The 21031-nt window shown below is 34.5% G+C and carries 24 protein-coding genes; 17 read left to right on the forward strand and 7 right to left on the reverse strand.

Going from position 1 to position 21031, the window contains the following annotated elements; all coding sequences use genetic code 11:
- Complete coding sequence (locus SIB89_RS03920) at positions 1-1272, reverse strand: NAD(P)/FAD-dependent oxidoreductase (protein ID WP_412561239.1); 1272 nt, start codon at positions 1270-1272, stop codon at positions 1-3.
- Between the two features lie 121 nt (positions 1273-1393).
- Between SIB89_RS03920 and SIB89_RS03925 the strand changes: the two genes are divergently transcribed.
- Positions 1394-1888, forward strand: a complete 495-nt coding sequence (locus tag SIB89_RS03925; protein ID WP_155089764.1) for an RNA polymerase sigma factor — start codon at positions 1394-1396, stop codon at positions 1886-1888.
- 4 nt (positions 1889-1892) lie between these two features.
- Positions 1893-2525 carry a hypothetical protein gene (locus tag SIB89_RS03930; RefSeq protein ID WP_412561240.1) on the forward strand — a complete coding sequence of 211 codons (633 nt, stop codon included), beginning with the start codon at positions 1893-1895 and terminating at the stop codon, positions 2523-2525.
- 83 nt (positions 2526-2608) lie between these two features.
- Here the strand turns inward: SIB89_RS03930 and SIB89_RS03935 are convergent, their stop codons facing one another.
- Together SIB89_RS03935 and SIB89_RS03940 are read right to left on the reverse strand one after the other, a co-directional pair.
- Positions 2609-3409, reverse strand: coding sequence for a lysophospholipid acyltransferase family protein (locus SIB89_RS03935; protein WP_155089762.1), 801 nt, complete (start codon positions 3407-3409; stop codon positions 2609-2611).
- 48 nt (positions 3410-3457) lie between these two features.
- Positions 3458-4099, reverse strand: coding sequence for an NUDIX hydrolase (locus SIB89_RS03940; RefSeq protein ID WP_412561241.1), 642 nt, complete (start codon positions 4097-4099; stop codon positions 3458-3460).
- A 41-nt stretch (positions 4100-4140) separates the two neighbouring features.
- On the opposite strand from SIB89_RS03940, the gene SIB89_RS03945 reads away from it, so the two are divergent.
- The 7 genes from SIB89_RS03945 to SIB89_RS03975 all read left to right on the forward strand — a co-directional run bounded on the left by SIB89_RS03945 (position 4141) and on the right by SIB89_RS03975 (position 10381).
- Positions 4141-4803, forward strand: a complete 663-nt coding sequence (locus SIB89_RS03945) for a peptidylprolyl isomerase (protein WP_412561242.1) — start codon at positions 4141-4143, stop codon at positions 4801-4803.
- The gene (locus SIB89_RS03950; protein WP_412561243.1) at positions 4803-5462 is read left to right on the forward strand and encodes a hypothetical protein; all 660 of its coding nucleotides are present in this window, start codon (positions 4803-4805) and stop codon (positions 5460-5462) included. The genes SIB89_RS03945 and SIB89_RS03950 overlap by 1 nt, the downstream gene beginning before the upstream one ends.
- Before the next feature lie 212 nt (positions 5463-5674).
- Positions 5675-7819, forward strand: a complete 2145-nt coding sequence (locus tag SIB89_RS03955) for a M3 family metallopeptidase (protein ID WP_412561244.1) — start codon at positions 5675-5677, stop codon at positions 7817-7819.
- A gap of 38 nt (positions 7820-7857) precedes the next feature.
- Positions 7858-8445 (forward strand): SRPBCC family protein, encoded by a 588-nt coding sequence (locus SIB89_RS03960; RefSeq protein WP_412561245.1) that lies wholly within the window; start codon positions 7858-7860, stop codon positions 8443-8445.
- Complete coding sequence (locus SIB89_RS03965) at positions 8429-9055, forward strand: intradiol ring-cleavage dioxygenase (protein WP_412561246.1); 627 nt, start codon at positions 8429-8431, stop codon at positions 9053-9055. The genes SIB89_RS03960 and SIB89_RS03965 overlap by 17 nt, the downstream gene beginning before the upstream one ends.
- Before the next feature lie 26 nt (positions 9056-9081).
- Positions 9082-10002 (forward strand): M28 family metallopeptidase, encoded by a 921-nt coding sequence (locus SIB89_RS03970; RefSeq protein ID WP_412561247.1) that lies wholly within the window; start codon positions 9082-9084, stop codon positions 10000-10002.
- 1 nt (position 10003) lies between these two features.
- Positions 10004-10381 (forward strand): hypothetical protein, encoded by a 378-nt coding sequence (locus SIB89_RS03975; RefSeq protein WP_412561248.1) that lies wholly within the window; start codon positions 10004-10006, stop codon positions 10379-10381.
- On the opposite strand, the gene SIB89_RS03980 is transcribed toward SIB89_RS03975, so the two are convergent.
- Both SIB89_RS03980 and SIB89_RS03985 read right to left on the reverse strand, forming a co-directional pair.
- Entirely contained in the window at positions 10378-10989 is a 612-nt protein-coding gene (locus SIB89_RS03980; RefSeq protein ID WP_412561249.1) for a trimeric intracellular cation channel family protein, read from the reverse strand. The two genes, SIB89_RS03975 and SIB89_RS03980, sit on opposite strands and share 4 nt — an antisense overlap.
- Positions 10990-11179: 190 nt before the next feature.
- Complete coding sequence (locus tag SIB89_RS03985) at positions 11180-11905, reverse strand: RDD family protein (protein WP_412561250.1); 726 nt, start codon at positions 11903-11905, stop codon at positions 11180-11182.
- A 198-nt stretch (positions 11906-12103) separates the two neighbouring features.
- Here SIB89_RS03985 and SIB89_RS03990 point away from each other — a divergent pair, with 198 nt between their 5' ends.
- From SIB89_RS03990 to SIB89_RS04020, 7 genes are all read left to right on the forward strand, one after another.
- A complete protein-coding gene (locus SIB89_RS03990) occupies positions 12104-13111 on the forward strand; it encodes a stage II sporulation protein M (RefSeq protein ID WP_412561251.1) in 1008 nt (335 codons plus the stop codon).
- Positions 13108-14028: a hypothetical protein gene (locus SIB89_RS03995; RefSeq protein ID WP_412561252.1), complete on the forward strand. Its 921-nt coding sequence runs from the start codon at positions 13108-13110 to the stop codon at positions 14026-14028. Before SIB89_RS03990 ends, SIB89_RS03995 begins: the two co-directional genes overlap by 4 nt.
- The gene (locus tag SIB89_RS04000) at positions 14021-14749 is read left to right on the forward strand and encodes a hypothetical protein (RefSeq protein WP_412561253.1); all 729 of its coding nucleotides are present in this window, start codon (positions 14021-14023) and stop codon (positions 14747-14749) included. The genes SIB89_RS03995 and SIB89_RS04000 overlap by 8 nt, the downstream gene beginning before the upstream one ends.
- Positions 14742-15947 (forward strand): DUF4350 domain-containing protein, encoded by a 1206-nt coding sequence (locus SIB89_RS04005; RefSeq protein ID WP_412561254.1) that lies wholly within the window; start codon positions 14742-14744, stop codon positions 15945-15947. The genes SIB89_RS04000 and SIB89_RS04005 overlap by 8 nt, the downstream gene beginning before the upstream one ends.
- A complete protein-coding gene (locus SIB89_RS04010; RefSeq protein ID WP_155089749.1) occupies positions 15947-17008 on the forward strand; it encodes an AAA family ATPase in 1062 nt (353 codons plus the stop codon). The genes SIB89_RS04005 and SIB89_RS04010 overlap by 1 nt, the downstream gene beginning before the upstream one ends.
- A 53-nt stretch (positions 17009-17061) precedes the next feature.
- Positions 17062-18339 (forward strand): DUF58 domain-containing protein, encoded by a 1278-nt coding sequence (locus SIB89_RS04015; RefSeq protein WP_412561881.1) that lies wholly within the window; start codon positions 17062-17064, stop codon positions 18337-18339.
- A gap of 133 nt (positions 18340-18472) precedes the next feature.
- Positions 18473-18895, forward strand: coding sequence for a DUF2141 domain-containing protein (locus SIB89_RS04020; RefSeq protein WP_412561255.1), 423 nt, complete (start codon positions 18473-18475; stop codon positions 18893-18895).
- Between the two features lie 286 nt (positions 18896-19181).
- On the opposite strand, the gene SIB89_RS04025 is transcribed toward SIB89_RS04020, so the two are convergent.
- A complete protein-coding gene (locus tag SIB89_RS04025) occupies positions 19182-19661 on the reverse strand; it encodes a Dps family protein (protein ID WP_155089747.1) in 480 nt (159 codons plus the stop codon).
- A 106-nt stretch (positions 19662-19767) separates the two neighbouring features.
- On the opposite strand from SIB89_RS04025, the gene SIB89_RS04030 reads away from it, so the two are divergent.
- Positions 19768-20706 carry a LysR substrate-binding domain-containing protein gene (locus SIB89_RS04030; RefSeq protein WP_412561256.1) on the forward strand — a complete coding sequence of 313 codons (939 nt, stop codon included), beginning with the start codon at positions 19768-19770 and terminating at the stop codon, positions 20704-20706.
- 49 nt (positions 20707-20755) lie between these two features.
- On the opposite strand, the gene SIB89_RS04035 is transcribed toward SIB89_RS04030, so the two are convergent.
- Complete coding sequence (locus SIB89_RS04035; RefSeq protein ID WP_412561257.1) at positions 20756-20953, reverse strand: hypothetical protein; 198 nt, start codon at positions 20951-20953, stop codon at positions 20756-20758.
- Between the last annotated feature and the right edge of the window lie 78 nt (positions 20954-21031).

Raw genomic sequence — 21031 nt, forward strand, 5'->3', positions numbered from 1 at the left:
CTATTTCTTAAAAGGTCTGATGATTAGTCGTGCTGCTTTATCAAAATTGATATAGTTATACGACCAATTGAACAGTACAATAACGCGATTTCTAAACCCGACTAAAGACATTAAATGAATAAACATCCATATAAACCAAGCAAAAAATCCACCGAACTTATAATGCTTTAAATCCACCACGGCTTTATTCCTTCCAATTGTGGCCATAGACCCTTTATCCTTATAAACAAATGGTTTCATCTCCTTACCATTTATGAGATTCAAAAGGTTTTTACCTAATAATGTCCCTTGTTGAATTGCAGGTTGCGCTACCTGAGGATGACCATTGGGAAAAGCTTCAGTTTCCATTAGGGCAATATCTCCAATGGCAAAAATGTTGTCATAGCCTTCAACCAAATTAAAACGGTTAACATGGTAGCGATTGGTCTTTTCCATTAGAGCATCTGCCTTTAGACCTTTTACGGGCGCTCCCGTAACTCCAGCTGCCCAAATTAGAGTTTCGGACTGCATTTTTAAATCAGAATTTGTGGTAACGTTTACGCCATCATAGTCTTCAACGAAAGTTTTGCAATGTACTTTTACACCCAATGCGCTTAAGAATTCTTCCGCTTTCTTAGAAGCGTGTTCGCTCATGGCACTTAGTACACGCTCATTACCTTCCATGAGATGAATGCTCATATCGTTAGCGTTAAGATCGTGATAATCCCTAGGTAGAATATGATTTTTCAATTCTGCTATGGCACCTGATAACTCTACACCTGTTGGACCACCACCCACAATAACGAAATTAAGATAAGCTTGGCGTTCTTCCTTAGAATCTGCAATAGCTGCTTTTTCAAAATTTTGCAAAATCAAACTTCTTATATCCAAGGCCTGGGAGACAGTTTTCATTGGCATACTATTGGATTCAATAGTTTTATTGCCAAAAAAATTGGTTTTTGTTCCTGTTGCGAGGACGAGATAGTCATAACTTAGGTTTCCTATGTCCGTAACAATTTCATTTCGCTCTGGCACTATCTCTTTAACTTCAGCAAGTCTAAAAAAAGAAGTTTTATGTTTTTTAATGATTTTTCTCAGAGGATATGCAATGGAATCTGGTTCCAATCCCGAACTCGATACCTGATATAACAAAGGCTGAAATGTATGATAGTTATGTTTATCTATTAATACAACTTGTACATTTTTGTTTGCCAGTTTTTTAGATAAATTAACACCAGCAAAACCACCACCAATGATAACTATTCTTGGCAGGTTTGACTTAGGAATATTCATGAGAAGCAATTAATTTCTCTTACAAAGATAAGGATTAGCAAATCCAAAATTTTATTTTTGAACAATATTGTAACAATACTTTAGTTACGACTACAAATAGATAACTAACCAATTTCATCAATTGAACAAAGAACTCGAACATAGTTTTGTTGAACAGTTGCAAAAGCATCAAAACATTGTACATAAGGTGTGTCGTTTATACACCAACAATAAGGATGCCCATAACGATTTGTTTCAGGAGATAACCATTCAGTTATGGAGAGCATATCCTAAGTTTAGAGGAGATTCTAAATTTAGTACCTGGATGTATCGTGTAGGATTGAACACAGCTATTACCCTGTATAGAAAATCGAAACGAAGGATTAACACCCAAGAGTTTGATAGTGTACAGTTTAAAATAAAAGCAGAAGAATATGATGATACTGAAGAACAGCAATTGAAGCTTTTGTATAATGCAGTACATCAATTAAACGATATTGAAAAGGCCCTTGTTTTTCTGTATTTAGAAGATAAGGACTATAGAGAAATAAGTCAGACTTTAGGTATAACTGAAGTTAACGCACGAGTAAAAATGAATCGTGTAAAAAAGAAATTAAGAACAATTTTAAATCCGTAATACTATGGATGAGTTAGAATTATTAAAGAAGGATTGGAACAAGGATAAATCCGATTACAAAAACTATTCGGATACGGACATCTATCCTATGCTGCATAAAAAATCGTCTTCTATTGTAAAGACCTTGTTTTATATCAGCATTGCAGAATTTGCATTTTGGATATTGGTAAATATACTTCCTTATCTACTGTCTGAAAAATACAGAGAACGTTTAGAAACAAGTTATGAAAACCCATTGTTTGTCGGTCTGTCTATTCTTAGTTTGGTTGTTATTGTACTGTTTATTTATTTACTTTTCAAATCATACAAAGCCATTTCCATTACCGATAGTGCAAAAAAATTAATGGAGAGTATTCTTAGAACCAGAAAGGTGATTAAGTACTATGTGATTTTTAATCTGGTGATGATTTTTATCTCTATACCTCTATCTCTTTATTTTGAATTTAATGAAAATATAGAATTTCACGACCAAGTTGAATCCATGAACTCTACACAAACCATGGTGCTTTACGCTGTTACTATTTTAATTACTGGTGTATTCTTATTGGTGTTTTGGCTATTCTATAAGTTACTTTATGGTATCCTATTAAAACGCCTCAACAGAAATTATGATGAGCTTAAGAAGCTTGAAGTGTAATTTTGGTTGAGTTGTTGAGTCAAATTCGACAATTATTCAGAACAAAATAAAACTATTGGCAAGAACAAAGAAAATCAAGGGGCTTACCAATCCCTCAACTCTTTGTTCAATCTTTCTTTTTCCTCTAGTTCTTCTTGCGGAATTACTTTTAAGAATGAAGGATGTTGCTCAATGGCATATTCAATCTTTTCAACAATATCGGCTATGGATTCATTTTCGTAATCAATTTCCAAAGGCTCTTTAATTTCAAAAGTCTGAAATATATTCTTCTTTTTAATTCTTAGTCCTTTTTTATCAAACGATCGTCTAAAACCGTCAATTACAATGGGTACAACAATAGGTTTGTAATGCTTTATGATATGTGCAGTTCCTTTTCTTATGGGCTTAAAAGGTGTTGTAGTTCCTTGTGGAAACGTCACAACCCAGCCATCATCCAAGGCTTTTTTAATGTTACTGATATCACTCATCTTTACCTGTCGATTGACATTCTGGCCCTTAGAACGCCACGTACGTTCAATACTAATAGAGCCTGTATAAGCAAATATCTTTGGAATCAATCCCGATTTCATGGTTTCTTTAGCTGCAACGTAATACATATTTAGCTTTGGGTTCCAGAGATAGCCTACATTTTTAATGCTATCTAATCGGCCGCTTAAGCTCGCATTAAACACATGAAACATGGCAATAACATCCGCAAAATAGGTCTGGTGATTAGATATGAACAATACGTTGGTATCAGGTAGGTTCTTTATAATTTCCGAGCCTTCAATCTGTAGTTCATTAAAACCTCTAAAGCGCCTGTGCGTTAAAAGACCAAGGATTCTAATGAGCCATTTTTTTACCCAAAGTATATGTCCGAAAGGATTTTTTTTGAATAATCCCATAAATTAGTTTCAGTTTTAGTCGACTACAAAAATAACAAATAAGACAAGCTATAGAACTTGTTTTAACAAGTCTTTTATTTCACCAAGCATCATGGCAGTTGCTCCCCAAACAATATGACCGTTTAATTTAAACGCCGGAACATCCACTTCAACATTAAAAGAAGTTGGCACTCTTGTAGTTATAACATTGGCATCATCTAAAAAACTATCGATATTCACTTCGATAATATCCTCTACCTCCTCGTCTTGTTTTATAAAATCTAATTTTACTTCAGATACAGCCACATGAGGGTAAACCATAAAATTACTAGGAGGAATATATAAGGGAGACATGGGTTTAAGAACCTGTACAGCAGAAACAGGCACACCTACTTCTTCTTCCGTTTCGCGTAACGCAGTATCCATTATGTCCCTATCGACTTCTTCATACTTTCCACCAGGAAACCCAACTTGTGCAGAATGTACACCTTTATACGTTTTACGTAAAATGAGCACCAAATAAGTCTCGTACTCTGTATTAGGATAAAACAATGCCATAACACCAGCTGTTTTAGCATTTTTATGCTTGGCTTTCATTTTTTCAGCTAATTCCAGTCGGTATGGTGGAGACATTTTTGCGTGCGATTGTTCGCCCAAAAGTTGAAGATGTTTTATTTTTACTACGGATTTTAAAAACGTATCAAAGCGCATTTATGAGATTTCGATTGGTTATAATTATAGCTTTATTTTTTTTGAATTGTGAAGATAAACAAACTTCAAAACAAACAAACACCTCTAAACAAAAAGATACTATAGTCGAAAAACCCAAAGAAATCCCTAAAAAGAAAACCAAACCAGAATTCCCTGTACTTACAGACAACAATGCCATGGAGTTCTTTTTAGAATATGAAAAAGAACACAAAGAAAACAAAGTGCGTATTTACACAGACTTTGGCAATATCGATATTTTACTCTATGATAAAACCAAATTCCACAGAGCAAATTTCATTTACCTCACTAAGCGTAATTATTTTGACGGTACGCAATTCTACAGAGTGGTACCAAATTTTGTGATACAAGGTGGTAGTAGTGATGATTATAACATTGCCAAACGACGCAGAAAAATTGGACATTATTTGCTTCCACCAGATACCAAACGTGGCTATACACATAAGCGCGGTGCTGTTTCCATGCCAAGTAGTGAAATGGAAAACGCATATAAACTAGCGTCGCCTTTTCAGTTTTTTATCATTCAGCGCCCTACGGGAGCAGCTTATTTAGATAAGGAATATACAGTTTTTGGAGAAGTGATTGATGGCATGGATGTCGTTGATGAAATCAATGCCGTGGAAACAGACGTAGGGGATTGGCCACTGCATAATGTATATATAAGGAAAGTGGAAATTATAAAATAATGGATTTGAGGTACTTTATAAAACTGGGAGTAATTATAGCTGCGATTTTGGTTTATATTTATTTTAGAAAGCAAAAATTTAAAGAGGAAAATGTTACGCGGTCAATAATTAATCAATATAAACAGAAAAGTATTCAACAGAAATTATATCAACCAACTGAAGAGGAAAAGTTGCAACAATTTGAATATCTAGAACAACTAATTTACACACTGATTGATCAAGACGAAGCAAACAAACTTTTAAATGTAATTAAAACTAGAAGTACCGAGTTTGACAGTAAATACAACTGGAATATATCTAATGAGCTTGTTTGTCAAGAAGTTTTAAATTATCAATTCAAAAATAATATTTATTTATATGGCTATTTTGATGTAAGTTCTGAATCCTCAGAATTAGATTTATATATAAGGAAGAATCTAAAGACAAATTTTGATCTTGACATGTCATTCCAAGACACTATTGACTTATCAGAACATAAATTTATTCATGAAGCATTTCCAAAATATGAGAACGCACTCAATAAGTTAGGAATTAAACTTAGAAACATTGACATAAATAGTGATAGCTATCAGGTTGTATTGATTACAGCAGAAGATTACAACAAAATTGATAAACTCATAAAATCAATGGACATGAAATTACAAATCATCAGTCCTTAATTTATAAAATAATTAGGACTCCCTTTTTTTAGATTTTAGTAACTTGTTTACCTAATTGTTTGAATCAGCAAAATTTAATTGTTTGTCATGCTGAACTCGTTTCAGCATCTAAATTTTCGAACTGAATAAGACTCTGAATTCCTGTCTACCGACAGGCGGGTAATTTAGAATGACAATATTAGCTTTTGAATAACAACCATAAACTAACTACAATGATCACTAAATCAATCAAAATTGCCGCACTAGGCAGTATTATTCTCTTTGCAAGCTGTAAAGACGAACCAAAAACCGAAGACAAATTAATGACTGACAATATACTTCTACAAGAATGGGAAGGCCCTTACCAAGGTGTTCCTGCTTTTGATAAAATGAACGTAGCAGATGTAAAGGAAGCTGTTGAAAAAGGTATGGAAATGCAACTAAAAGAAGTTGAGGCCATTGCCAATAACAAAGAAGAACCAACTTTTGAAAACACCATCGTCGCTATGGAAAGTGCTGGCAAGGAATTGCAAAGGGTCTTTGCTTATTACGGTATAATGAGCAGTAACATGTCTTCTCCTGAGTTTAGGGAAGTACAGGCGGAATTGGCACCAAAATTATCCGAGTTTCAATCTAAGATTTCCCAAAACGAAAAGCTTTTCCAACGCATTAAAGCGGTTTATGAGGCATCTCAAAAAAATCCGTTGGAACCTCAAGAGCAACGTGTTGTGGATTTAATCTATAAAAGGTTTGAAATGAATGGCGCAAATCTCAATGCTGAAAAGAAAAAGCGCTATGCCGAAATTAACAAGGCGCTGTCAAAACTCTATACCAAATTTGCAAATAACGTATTGCACGATGAAGAAAACTATGTCACCTATCTAACCAAAGACCAATTAGGTGGTTTGTCAGAAAGCTTTATAAAATCAGCCGCAAAAATTGCAGCCGATAAGGGTAAAGAAGGCATGTATGCCATTACCAACACGCGCTCATCCATGGATCCGTTTCTCACCTACTCTACAGAACGTGAGTTACGTAAGCAGGTATGGGAGAATTATTATTCCAGAGGAGACAATGCAGATGAATATGATAATAATGAAATCATTGCAGAGATTTTAAGACTACGTAAAGAACGTGTTGGACTAATGGGTTACGATAATTATGCCGAATGGCGTTTACAAGACCGTATGGCAAAAAATCCAGAAAATGCTATGGATTTAATGTTAAAGGTCTGGCCAGCAGCCACAGCTCGAGTAAAAGAAGAAGTTGCCGACATGCAAGCGGTCGCCAATGAACTTGGTGACAACATTACCATAGAGCCATGGGACTATCGCTATTATGCCGAAAAAGTTAGACAAAAGAAATACGATTTAGATAGTGACGAAGTCAAACAATATTTACAATTAGATAAGCTGACAGATGCTATGTTTTTTGTAGCAGGAGAATTGTTCAATTATAAATTCACACCTGTTGAAGAAGGTTCTGTTCCTGTATTTCATGAGGATGTCAATGTTTGGGAAGTGACGGATAAGGATTCTGGTAAACACATCGGGCTTTGGTATTTAGATCCTTATGCTCGCGAAGGAAAACGTTCTGGCGCATGGGCAACTACGTACAGAAGTTCTACCACCTTTGAAGGTGAGACCAACGTATTGGCTTCTAACAATTCTAATTTTGTAAAGCCTGCGCCAGGCGAAGCTGTTTTAGTGTCTTGGGATGATGCCACGACATTTTTTCATGAATTTGGACATGCTCTGCACTTTTTTGCTGCAGATGTAAAATACCCAACTTTACAAGGAGGGGTAAGGGATTATACCGAGTTTCAATCGCAATTATTAGAACGCTGGTTGTCTACCGACAAAGTCATCAATCAATTTTTAGTGCATCATGAAACAGGTGAGTCAATTCCTGCTGAATTGGTAGAAAAAATTAAGAAAGCATCAACTTTTAATCAAGGGTTTGGCACCACGGAATATTTAGCCTCAGCATTAATAGACATGAAGTTGCATTTAGCAGACCCAACTAACATCGACATTGATAAGTTTGAACGCGAAACCTTGGACGAACTCGGTATGCCAAAGGAATTGCCAATGCGTCATAGAACACCACACTTTGGTCATGTGTTTTCTGGTGAAGGTTATGCCACAGCTTATTATGGTTATATGTGGGCAGATGTATTAACTAGCGATGCTTCGGAAGCTTTTAGAGAAGCTGAAGGTGGCTTTTATGATAGTGAAGTTGCAGACCGTTTGGTGAAATATTTATTTGCACCACGTAATGCTATGGATCCTGCGGAAGCCTATAGGAAATTTAGAGGACGTGATGCTAAGATTGAAGCCTTGATGCGAGATCGTGGGTTTCCTGTTCCGCAGAGGTAATAATAATTTGAATACTAACTAATCAAAACAATATAATCATGAAAATTTTAAAGTACATCGCCATTATCATAGCCGTTTTAATCATTGGCTTTTTATTGTTGGGTTTATTAAAACCAGAAGTATCCTACGACAGTGAAATTGTAGCAGACAAACCCTTGCCAGAAGCTTGGGCTGTCGCTCAAGATGAAGCCAAAATGGCTGAATGGTTACCAGGATTCCAAAAGGTTGAACGTGTCAGTGGTACACCTGGTACTGTAGGAGCGGTATCTGATGTCTATTTTATTACCGATGGAGAAGAGATGGTGATTAGAGAAACCATTACCAAAATTGTACCTAACGAGACCATTGAAATGACCTTCACCTCAGATTTTATGGATATGGACTATAAACTGAGTATGGCTCCAATGGATGGTAAAACAAAAATCACATCCAAAACCACCACTGTAGGAAATGGCATATTAGCTAAATCCATGATGGCATTGGCAGGAAGTTCCATTAAGGCACAAGAAGAAACCAATCTTGAGAATCTTAAAAAAGCGATTGAACAGAACACTAAGGATTATTTCCCTGTTGAACAAACGATGAAAGAAGATAAAATGACCACTGAAAATGAAGAAATTAATTAACATAGCAATTATAGCATTGACCATCTATTCGTGTCAATCCCAAACCAAAGACAAAACCACTAAAATTGTTGGAGGACGATGCGAAGGTTGCGAAGCTCTATTTGAATATGGTGACAAAAAATTGTCTAACATTGATACCTTACCAAAATTCGAAGTCTCTGAGCCAAAGCTAAAAATTACGGGAACAGTATATCAAAAAGATGGTAAAACACCAGCTTCAAATATTATACTTTACATATACCACACTAATGAAAATGGGATATATGAAACCAAAGGTGATGAAAAAGGTTGGGCAAAGCGCCATGGCTATATTCGTGGTTGGGTAAAAACCAGTTCTGATGGCAGTTACACGTTTTACACCTTTAGACCAAGCTCCTACCCTAATACTTCAGCACCTCAACATATACACATGACGGTAAAAGAACCGAATACCAATGCCTATTATGTTGATGATATCATGTTTGAGGATGATAAATTCCTAACGAATGAATTTAAGGAGCGTTTGGGACAACGTGCAGGTTCTGGTGTAGTACTTCCAAAAATGGAGAATGGGATTTTGCACGTTAAACGAGATTTAGTTTTAGGTCGTAATATTCCTGATTATGACTAAGTAAATTAGAGCAACTTTTTAAATACATGAAACTAAATCTCACGTTTATTCTTCTTTTACTTTTATTTGGTTGCAAAAATCAAGAAGACATCAATTTATGTATTGAGAATTTACCATCAAAAACCATTGACGCACAGCGCCAATTGGTTTCTGTACATACCGGAAACAAAAGCTTAAGTACAGATTATACCATAAACAGCAGAACAACTCCAAAGGAGCGCTTAATGACCAGACGATATTTATCTGATGTTTTAAATCAGTTGAATTTAAAAGCATTAGAACACGATTATAGAGAACCAAACTCAAATGTTTTTATTGACTTATTAGTCAATCCGTTTAAAGGGACTAACTTATATACAATCATTCCTTCAACCATAGAATCTGATGAATATGTTCTATTAGGAGCACATTACGATACTGCCAGAAATTGTCCTGGTGCAAACGATAATGCAACCGCTATGGCACTTCTCTATGGAGTCGCAAAAAAATTATCAAATGTTCCTGTAAGGCAAAAAAATGTGATGATTGTGTTTTTTGATCAGGAAGAAGAAGATTTAGTTGGTAGTAGAGCTTTTGCCAAATACCTTAAGAAGAAAGATTATAAGATTCACTCTGTTCATACTTTTGACCAAATTGGATGGGATAAGGATTTAGATAAGGCCGTAGAAATTGAATTGGCAACTAAGAAACTTGAAGAAATTTATAGAGAGAAAGCCTCAGAGCTTCAAATTCCTATCCACACGACCAAAGTGAACTCCACAGATCATCAATCATTTAGAGAATTGGGGTTTAACGCTTTGGGAATTACCGAAGAGTTTGCTAATGGTGATACAACACCGTTTAAGGACACTCCAAAAGATACATTTGATACTGTTGATTTTGAGTATTTAGAATCGACCACAAATTTGGTTTTTGAAGTCATAAACCACATCATAACCCAAAATTGACATGACTAATAAACCTAGAACTCTTTATACTGTAATTCTCGTATTGTCACTATTTCTATTTTTGATAAAAGGTATTCAATATGCTGTATTGGGCAGTTATATACCTCTTGTTTTAGCTTTGGTAATATGTATGCTCTTTTATCTCAACCGAAAAAACAAAAAATCTTTGGATATACTTATTAAGATTTGGGCCCTTCTAATAATTATTTGGTCATTATTAAGGTTATTAATCGGCACTGCAGATCAATTTGGTAAAGAATTAATGGAGAATCATCTACAGGAAAACCTTGGAGTTACAGGCTCACTGATAAGTCTATTATTTTTAGTTGTTGGTTTTTATCTTTTCAATAAGAAAAGAAGACAACAATGGCTCAATTAATCTTCCTTTCTATACAAACTTGGCAGGCTAATTTTAAATTTAACCGCAAGAAGCCTAACAGTAATTACCACCAAGCCAGCTATAATAAACAAATAGTTTCTTTCTTCTAAAAATTGTAAGAGTAGAAAATACGTCAATCCACCCAATATACAAGCTGTTGCATAAATTTCCTTTCTAAATATTACAGGAATCTCATTGCACAACATATCTCGAATGACTCCACCAAAGCAAGCCGTCATAGTTCCTAAAGCAATACATATAATGGGATGTAAACCTGCGACCAATCCCGTTTCGATACCCACTACAGTGTAGAGTGCAATACCAATGGTATCAAATAAAAATAAAGAGGTTCGCAAATATGAAATCCGCTTTCTAAAGATTACAGCAAATACTGCCGAAGCTGTTATCACATAGACAAAGGTCATATTCCGCATCCACGATACTGGCTCTAGACCTATCATTACGTCGCGTAAGGTTCCGCCACCAACAGCAGTAACAAATGCAATAATAAGAACACCAAAGGCATCCATGCGCTTATTCATGGCTACAAGTGCTCCAGAAATGGCAAAAGCTATGGTTCCTAGTATGTCTATTATTTGGAAAAACATGATTATTATTTTAAACTACAACTGTCACACTGAGCGCAGTCGAAGTGCTAATGAAATACTATACTTATTTATCCCAAAGCTATTTTGGGATAAGCGATATTCTTAATTCTGCTAAGATCCCGAAACTGCGTTCGGGATAAGCGATATTCTCAATTTTGAATGCGCAAGCTTTTCAAAATTGGAATCCTGCTTACATGTTTTGAGTATAGTAGTTATAGTCTTTAAGAATAGTGTCAATAAACTTAACGTCATATAACTTCGTCTCTATACCAAGCGTATCACAGATTTTATTTTTTAATAAAGTCAAAGTCTTAAAATCATTGTTCTTTTTAGAGATTGTAAAGGCTTCTTTTATAATTCTTACATCCTTATCTGACAGTTGTGTAACATTACTAAACACAGGTACGTAGTCGTCATTGATATCTTCAAGAATTGTGCTTGTTATTCTATGCTTTTTCTTTACACTAATTACAACAGTGCCAGCCGCTGCATCACCAACACGTTGTTTTTTATCAGAGAGAAGAATACTTAAAATTCCTATAGATGAAAAGAACAACCAAATGTCTATGATTCTCAACATCCAACGTACCATAAAATTGTACCATTGCGTTGGTGTACCATCAAAACGAACCACTTTTATTTTCATAATCATTTTCCCGACTGTCTGTCCTCCGAAAATGATATGGCACAACACAGAATAAAAAAATGCAGGCAAGGTAAACAGACCCAAAAAACCACGCTTGGTCCAACCGTCTGCATCAAAAATTTCAGATAAGTTTACCAAGTTCTCCATAATGGTGATATAGGTGATTAAAATAATACCATCAATTAAGAAAGCCACCATGCGCTCACCCAAACCAATTAACTTGTAATCTAGGTTGACATTTTGTGCGGTGTTAATTGCTAATTTGCCCATGGAAATGTATATTCGTTTTAAAGAACTCTTTTAATCTTTTTTAGTTTGCTAAAAAATTGCTGTTTTTGCCCTATTTTTACCTTTTTATCGTTCCGTAGCTCTGCTATGCAACTCAAAAAAGCTCTCAATAGAACTAAAAAACTTCTAATTTTCGCTTAAACTCAAAAAGTTTAAATGAATTCATAATTGAAATGATTTATGCGCGAGGCGTCTTTCGTGAAGCAAAATAAGGAAAAATGGATTGGTTTTGAAAACGCATTGGATAATAATGCTAAAATAAATCCAGACGACTTAGCTTCATACTATATTCAACTTACAAACGATTTATCTTATGCCCAAACCTACTATCCTGGCAGCAAGACGTTATTGTATTTAAATTCGTTGGCTTCGCAAGCGCATCAGAAAATTTATATCACCAAAAAAGAATCAAAAAACAAGATTATTTCGTTTTGGCGCGATGAGTTTCCATTGTTTTTTTACCAGTACCACAAAACCTTGTTGTATTCGTTTTTAATATTCATGTCGGCTGTGATAATAGGCGTCATTTCAACATTAAACGATGACACCTTTATTAGACTTATCTTGGGTGATGCTTACGTAAACATGACCTTAGAGAATATTGAAAAAGGTGAACCTATGGCAGTTTACAAAAGCGGCAGCAATATTGGAACGTTCTTAGGAATCACGATTAACAATATAAGAGTAGCCATATTTGCCTTTGCACTCGGAGTATTTTTTAGTGTTGGAACGGTTTGGGTTCTTTTTAGTAATGGGATTATGTTAGGGTCTTTCATCACTTTCTTCTACAACTATGGTATTCTCGAAAAAACCTCCACAGTTTGGCTACATGGCACCATTGAGATTTCTGTTATTGTAATTGCAGGTTGTGCTGGTCTGGTAATGGGCAATAGTTTTTTATTTCCAAAAACATTTTCCAGACGAATTGCATTTATGAAAGGAGCCAAGGATGGACTTAAAATTGTAGTAAGTACCATTCCGTTTTTTATAATTGCTGGCTTTATTGAAGGCTTTATAACACGCTATGGTGAACAGATGCCTTGGTTTTTGGCTTATGGAATTATTTTTATTTCGCTTTTTGTCATTATATATTATTACATCATATATCCTATTTTATTACATAAAGCTTCGACTATTGGGCGCTCTGAAGCTCAATCTAATTTAATCCCCAAACCAGAATTAACGTGAACGAGAAATATATCGAATTAAGAACCCGAAGTACGTTTGGAGATATTATCAATACTTACTTTTTATTTCTAAAACATAATTTTAAAGCCTATACCAATTTGTATTTAAGGTATAACGCTATCAGTATTATCCTAACATTGATTTGTTCTTATCTACTGGTGACTGGCTTTATGGGACTGGTAAGTCGTGATTTTAGATTCGGAATGGGCAATAATGTAGCTACCGACAATTATTTTATTGCTGGTGCCATCATTCTCTTTTTAGTTGTCTTTATCACATCCTTGATCAACTATAGTTTTTCTAGTGCTTATCTCGCTGAATACGTAAAAAATGATGGTGAGATTGTTTCAAAAAATATTTGGAAAAGCATTTTAAGAAATATAGGTACTATCATACTTTTTATTCTCATTGGAGGACTTTTGTACATCGTATATATAATTATTTCTATGGTAGTATCTTTTATTCCATTATTGGGAATGATTATTCAGTATGGTTTAAGTTTTACGATGACTGCTATTTTTGGGCTAACCTTTATGTCTATCTTTTCAACAAAAAAAGGGTTTGGTGAAGCTATTTCAGAAGGTTTTGATTTAACCTTTTCTAATTTTTGGCGTGTAATTTTGTTCGGGTTGGTTATTGGGATATTAAATCTTATGATTACAGCTTTAATTATTTCTGTACCTAGTTTTATTATTGGTATTTATTCCTATTTTTCTGTGGATAGTAATGTTGATATTACCTCAAGTACTTTTGCAACCCTATTATTTACTTTTGGTTTCGCTGCATTTTTATTGTCTTTTATTTATACTCAAGCCTTGTCGCAAATATCCTATGGTATTCTGTACTACAACCTCTACGAAGTGAAGCACAATGTCTTTCTTCAAAAGAAAATAGATCAAATAGGTGCTAATGAGTAAATCAAAGCTCAAACATATAAGCACATCTATTGTGGCATCATTTTACGCTTCCAAGTTATGGGCTCAAGATAATGTGGTGAAACGCGATTCATCAAATCTAGATGTGACGTACTTTAAAGACAATTTTAAAGATAATTACTCAGGAAACGATTTTAATTATTCCATAAACGATACTGGTGGCATCAATTTAATACAACGTATCCTCAGGTCCTTTTTCACTTGGCTGGGAGATACTTTTGGATTTGATATTGATTGGTTGGATTACCAAACCTTAGAATATATTGTGTATGGTTTATTAGGAGTAATAGTACTTTATCTGCTCATTAAATTTCTGTTGCAAAGTCCAATAGCTTCTGTCTTTAAAAATGAAGACAAGGCTATAGAAGGTTTTACTTATGTTGAAGAAAACATAGAACAAGTTGATTTTGACAAGCTTATTAAAAAAGCAATAAAGCAAAACAACTTTAGATTAGCTACACGATACATGTATCTAAAAACGCTTAAAGTTTTGGCTAGTAAACAAACTATTGAATGGCACTATGACAAAACCAATTCAGATTATCTTAACGAGATAAAAGATTCTAAATTAAAAAGCTTATTTAAACGTGTGTCTTACATATACGACTACGTTTGGTATGGCGAGTTCCCTATAGATGAAGTAAGCTTCAATAAAAATAAAGACGATTTCAATCAACTTATAAAAACGACTAAGCATGGATAAGCGTTCTAAAATAGCGCTCTATATTATTGGTGCTGTCATCGTTTTTATGATGATTGCAGAAGTCACCAAACCCAAACCTCTTAATTGGAGAGACTCTTACTCTGCTTCCGATAAAATTCCGTTGGGTTGTTACATTCTTTTTAATGAATTGGAAACATTTTCTGACGGTGAGATATTGACCTCAGAACGGACAATTTATGAATACCTAAAACGTGTTGACACTACAACTCCAAAATCATTGGTGTTTATCAACAACTACCTCAGTTTTGATAAAGAGGAATCATTGGCATTAATGGATTTTGCAGAGAAAGGCAACACGGTTTTTATGAGTGGAAATTACTTTTACGGTAATGCCATAGACTCATTAAACATAGCTGTAGTAAGACAATACAATAATCTTTACAAAAAAGAATCTGACCATAAATTTACTAGCCCAAGCTTACAAAAGAACAATCGCTTGTTTAAGGATGTTATAGAAAATAGTCATTTTAGCTCTATAGATACATTAAACACTACAATTTTAGGCACTGTAACCACTAAAGACGAGGATGATTTTGATGAAACCAATCCAAATTTTATTAAAGTAAATGTTGGTGAAAATGGTGGGCAGTTTATATTGCACACCAACCCTTTTGCTTTTACCAATTATCACCTTATGGCAGATAAAGCAGATTATGCTGCAACCGTTTTATCTTATTTACCAAAACAGCAAATTATCTGGGACAACAATTACAAAAGTGGGCGTAAGGTAATCACCAGCCCTCTGCGTTTTATACTGAACAACCCAGCTCTAAAATGGGCGTTTTATATCAGCTTGTTTGGCCTAATATTGTTTGTGATTTTTAGAGGAAAACGCACCCAACGTATTATACCTGTAATCAATAAACTGGAAAATGCCACAGTGGATTTTACCAGAACCATTGGAGAGTTATACTACCAACATGGAGATTTTTCCAATATCATTGAAAAGAAGATTAATTATTTTCTAGAGTTTGTTAGATCGCATTATTATTTGGACACCAATCAGCTCAATCAAAATTTTATTGAAAAATTAGCCGTTAAATCTAGCAACACAAAAGAAGACGCTAAAGCTTTAGTGGATTACTTAGTCTTTTTAAAATCGAAAAAAAATCACAGTGAGCAAGAGCTCATAGAACTGAATAAAAAAATAGAACACTTTACAAAACATAAGTTATAATGGAAGATCAGAACACGCCATCATCAGAACATTTAGATGATACCAACCTCAATGAGGCAAATACCAGTAATGAACCTGTTGAACAGGCTTCAGAAGACTTTAAAAGTCGAATTGACCTCAAGCCTCTGCAAGATAGTGTTGAGCAGATAAAGCAAGAGATTGCAAAATTCATAGTTGGGCAAAATGAAATGATTGAACTGTTGATTATTTCTATACTCACTAATGGCCATTCGCTAATCGAAGGTGTTCCTGGTGTAGCTAAAACTGTAACGGCAAAACTATTGGCAAAAACCATGGATGTGGATTTTAGTAGAATTCAATTTACACCAGATTTAATGCCGAGTGATATTCTGGGAACTTCAATTTTCAATGTAAAAAATAGTGAGTTCGAGTATAAAAAAGGCCCTATTTTTTCTAACATTGTTTTAATTGACGAAATTAACAGAGCTCCCGCAAAAACACAAGCGGCCTTATTTGAGGTTATGGCAGAACGCCAAATCACTATGGATGGCATTCGTTATGATATGGCACCACCGTTTTTAGTATTCGCTACTCAAAACCCAATTGAGCAAGAAGGTACCTATCGCTTACCAGAAGCACAATTAGACCGTTTTCTGTTTAAGATAGAAGTAGATTATCCGTCGCTTGAGGACGAAGTTCAAATTTTGGTAGATAATCACAAAAGACAAGACACTATGGATTTTAATACCATAACTGCTGTGTTATCTGCTGATTCCATTAAAAACTATCAAGATTTAATTAAGCATATCGTAGTAGAAGACAACCTTCTTAACTACATCGCTTCTATCGTAAACAATACACGTAATAATGCCAATTTGTATTTAGGTGCTTCACCAAGAGCGTCCATTGCCATTTTAAATGCTGCTAAGGCTAATGCTGCCATTAACGGTAGGGATTTTGTAACTCCAGATGATATTAAGCGTTGTACCAAAGCTGTTCTAAAGCATCGATTGGTGTTAACACCAGAGCGCGAAATGGAAGCCTTTACGGTTGATAAAGTTGTGGATCAAATATTAGAAACTATTGAGATTCCGAGATAGTGAAGCGCTTATTTAAACATACCTATTTAACCTTTCGGTTTTTTATAATCGCTATCGCTTTTGTGATACTTTTTATTCTGGCATATCTATATCCAGGATTATTAGAAATTGCATCACTTTTATTCTTTGTGGCTGTTGGGTTAGTTCTTATTGATATTATCTTATTATTCAAACAAAAAGGCATTTCGGCCTCTAGAATTCTTCCGGAAAAATTGAGTAATGGAGACGATAATCCTATTGAAATAACACTTCAGAATAACTATAACTTTAAAACTGATCTGTTATTAATCGACGAAATGCCGTTTCAATATCAGAAACGCGATTTTGAAATTAATACACAACTTAGCAAACACGATAAAAAGAAAATCACCTATACATTAAGACCGTTAGAACGCGGTGAATATTACTTTGGTAACCTAAATGTGTATGTAAATTCACCCATAGGTTTAGTGACCAGACGTTTTCAGTTCGCCAAAGATGCCATGGTACCAAACTACCCATCCTTTTTACAGTTGCGCAAATACATGCTTTTGGCATTTTCCAATAAGTTATTTGAGTATGGCCTAAAGAAAATAAGGCGTATTGGACACACCATGGAGTTTGAGCAGATAAAGGATTATGTTACTGGTGATGATATAAGAAACATTAACTGGAAAGCGACAGCCAAGCGTAATCAGTTAATGGTAAATCAGTTTCAGGATGAACGGTCGCAACCTATATATAGCGTTATTGACAAAGGCAGAGCCATGAAAATGCCTTTTGAAGGTTTGAGCTTATTGGATTATGCTATAAATGCCACTTTGGTAATTAGCAATGTAGCATTAAAAAAGCAAGATAAAGCAGGTATGTTTACGTTTTCGCGCAAGGTTGAAAACAAGGTAGTCGCTGAGCGCAGACCGTCTCAGATGAATAAAATTCTGGAAACCCTATACAACGTCAACACAGATTTTTCGGAATCAGATTTTTCGAGATTATATATAGACATAAAACGAAGCCTTACCCAACGCGGCCTACTTCTACTCTATACCAATTTTGAAACTTTAGATGCATTACATCGTCAGTTACCTTATCTGCAAGCCATTGCTAAAAATCATCTTTTGGTAGTTATCTTTTTTGAAAATACAGAGTTACATAAACTCACAAATCTTGAAGCTCATAACACCTTTGACATTTTTCAAAAGACCATTGCAGAAAAATTTATGTATGAGAAGAAACTGATTGTTAATGAACTCCAGAAGCATGGTATTCAATCTATTTTAACAGCGCCAGAGCATCTAACCATTAACACGATTAACAAGTATTTAGAAATAAAAGCCAGAGGATTAATTTAGAAATAGCTAATGGCTAAATTAACAACTCATCACCTTAAAACTACAATTGAGTAATTACAATTATAGCAAAGAGAATGTTTGTCGGATATTTGAATCATCAATCAAAAACAAATAACCATTAAACACAATTATTATGAAAAATTTTATTTTATCAATCGCACTAGTATTAGCCACAGCTATTGGATTTTCACAGGAAGAAGACAATGGTATTACAATCACAGTTACAATAGACAATGTAACTAATGACAACGGAAAAGTATTAATGTCTCTACACACATCTGAAACCTTTATGAAAGGGAAAGGAATCCAAGATGCAGAATCTGCAATTAAGGATGGGAAAATTACAATTACATTTGAGAATGTTCTACCAGGTGATTATGCCATTTTAGCTTTGCACGATGAAAATAGCAATGGAAGAATGGATTTTCAAGACAATGGTATGCCAAAAGAATCCTTCGGTATGTCTAACAACGTTATGCTAATGGGACCGCCACAATATGATGATGCTAAATTTAAAGTTGAAGACAAAGATTTAGAGTTAAATATTAGATTTTAATATGACATATTCCAAGTAAAAAATTAAGGTCGTTAGCAATGTTGCTAACGACCTTTTTTATGATCTGCGATTAATCATTTTTAACAGTACTTTATGATATATTTAATATCTGAAAAATGAGATTTTTCGCACCTTTGAACTTTCGCTAAAATTAAAATTCTTGTGTCAGGATTAGTGAGATAAGCCCTGAATTTTTTAAAGAAAAAGTTCTTGGATACAAGATAATAAAATTGAGGAAAAATCGTAAAAACCTTTGGATTAATTTCTAAGGGTTTTTCTCTTTTAATCAAACAGTTTCACCCAACCAAGCCTTCATCATCCATACTGTTTTTTCTTGCTCGGTGATAAAATCACTCATCATGGCGTTAGTACCTTCGTCATTGGCCTCATCAGAAGACTCTAAAATAGAGCGTTCAATTTTAAGTAGTTCAGTGAGAGAATCCACAATAAGCTCAACTGCCTTATTATCTTGAGAAATGTTTTTCCCGACTGGTACTTTTGCTGCTTTGGTGTAATCATCAAACGTATGCAACGGTGTTGCTCCTAAAGTTAAAATACGTTCTGCAATTTCATCTACCTTTAGATTTGCATCTGTATAAAGCTCTTCAAACTTAACATGAAGATCGAAGAAAGCTCTTCCTTTAATATTCCAATGTATGCCTCTTAAGTTTTGGTAATACAACTGAAAATTTGCCAACAATTGATTTAACTCATCTGCTAATTCTTTTGTTTTTTCGGTATCTAAACCTATACTATTTAATGTCATAATCTTTTCTATTTTTTGTGTAAAACAAATTTAGTTCACAACTAAAGCTTTTAAACTATAGTTTTTATAAATAGTTTTTATATTTTTATAGCCTAAATGAATACTCATGACAATCACACAACTTAAATACGCCTTAGCCATAGCGGAGCACAAGAACTTTACAAAGGCTGCAGAGAAATGCTTTGTTACACAACCTACTCTCAGTACTCAAATCCAAAAACTTGAAGATGAATTAGATGTAACCATTTTTGACAGAGGTAAAAAACCCATTGAGCTCACAGATGTTGGTAGGAAAATTGTATTTCAGGCTCGGAACATTGTTAATGAAGCGGAACGTATACAAGATATTGTAGATCAACAAAAAGGGTTTATTGGTGGTGAGTTTAGATTGGGTATCATCCCAACTGTAATGCCAACCCTTTTACCAATGTTCTTAAATAATTTCATTAAAAAATACCCGAAAGTAAAATTAAAAATAGAAGAGCTTACCACTGAAGAAATTATAACCCGTATCAGCGATGGTCACTTAGACGCTGCTATTGCCGCTACACCTTTAGAGAGCGACAATATAAAAGAGCGTCCTTTGTATTACGAGCCCTTTGTTGCTTATGTACCTACCAACCATAGACTACGTGACAAGAAAACCCTCGAAGTTTCTGATCTTGAAATTGACGATATGTTGCTATTAGAGGATGGACACTGTTTTAGAGATGGTGTCATTAACTTATGTAAAGCCTTTAAAAATCAGATAGATGATCATTTTCAGTTAGAAAGCGGCAGTATTGAAACACTTATAAAACTGTCTAACGAAGGTATGGGCATGACGCTTCTCCCCTATCTACACACTTTAGATATTAAAGAAAAGTTGAATCCTAACCTAAGGCACTTTGCCGAGCCTTCTCCAGCAAGAGAAGTAAGTTTAATATATCATAAAAGTGAACTTAAGATGCAAATTATTGATGCATTACACAGTTCAATTTCTGGTATTATTCGTGGAGCTATAGCTTTTAGTAATGTTGAGATTGTTAGTCCACTAGCAAAATAACTAGCAAAACATCAAATAAAAAAGAAGCGACTCGTAAGTCGCTTCTTTTTTATGTTTTTAAATATATTAGACATTGATTTAATTCTGGGTTTTGATTGATTAGGGACTGAATAAAAATTCTTAATTCCTCGAGTTCGTGAGGCAGTAAACGTTTTACTGCTTTTTGCACTTCCTTACAGAATAATGTCACATCAAAACTAACCTTGCTGAGTACGGTTTTAGTGTACTCGTACATTGCTCTCGCCATAGGTAATTTAAAGTTTTAGGTTCTACAAAAGTAATTTTTCTCTATAGGCTATTGTTTCAATTAACGACTTCAAGTTAT

The organism is Winogradskyella sp. MIT101101 (genome assembly GCF_047126865.1).
Classification (GTDB): Bacteria; Bacteroidota; Bacteroidia; order Flavobacteriales; family Flavobacteriaceae; genus Winogradskyella; species Winogradskyella ouciana.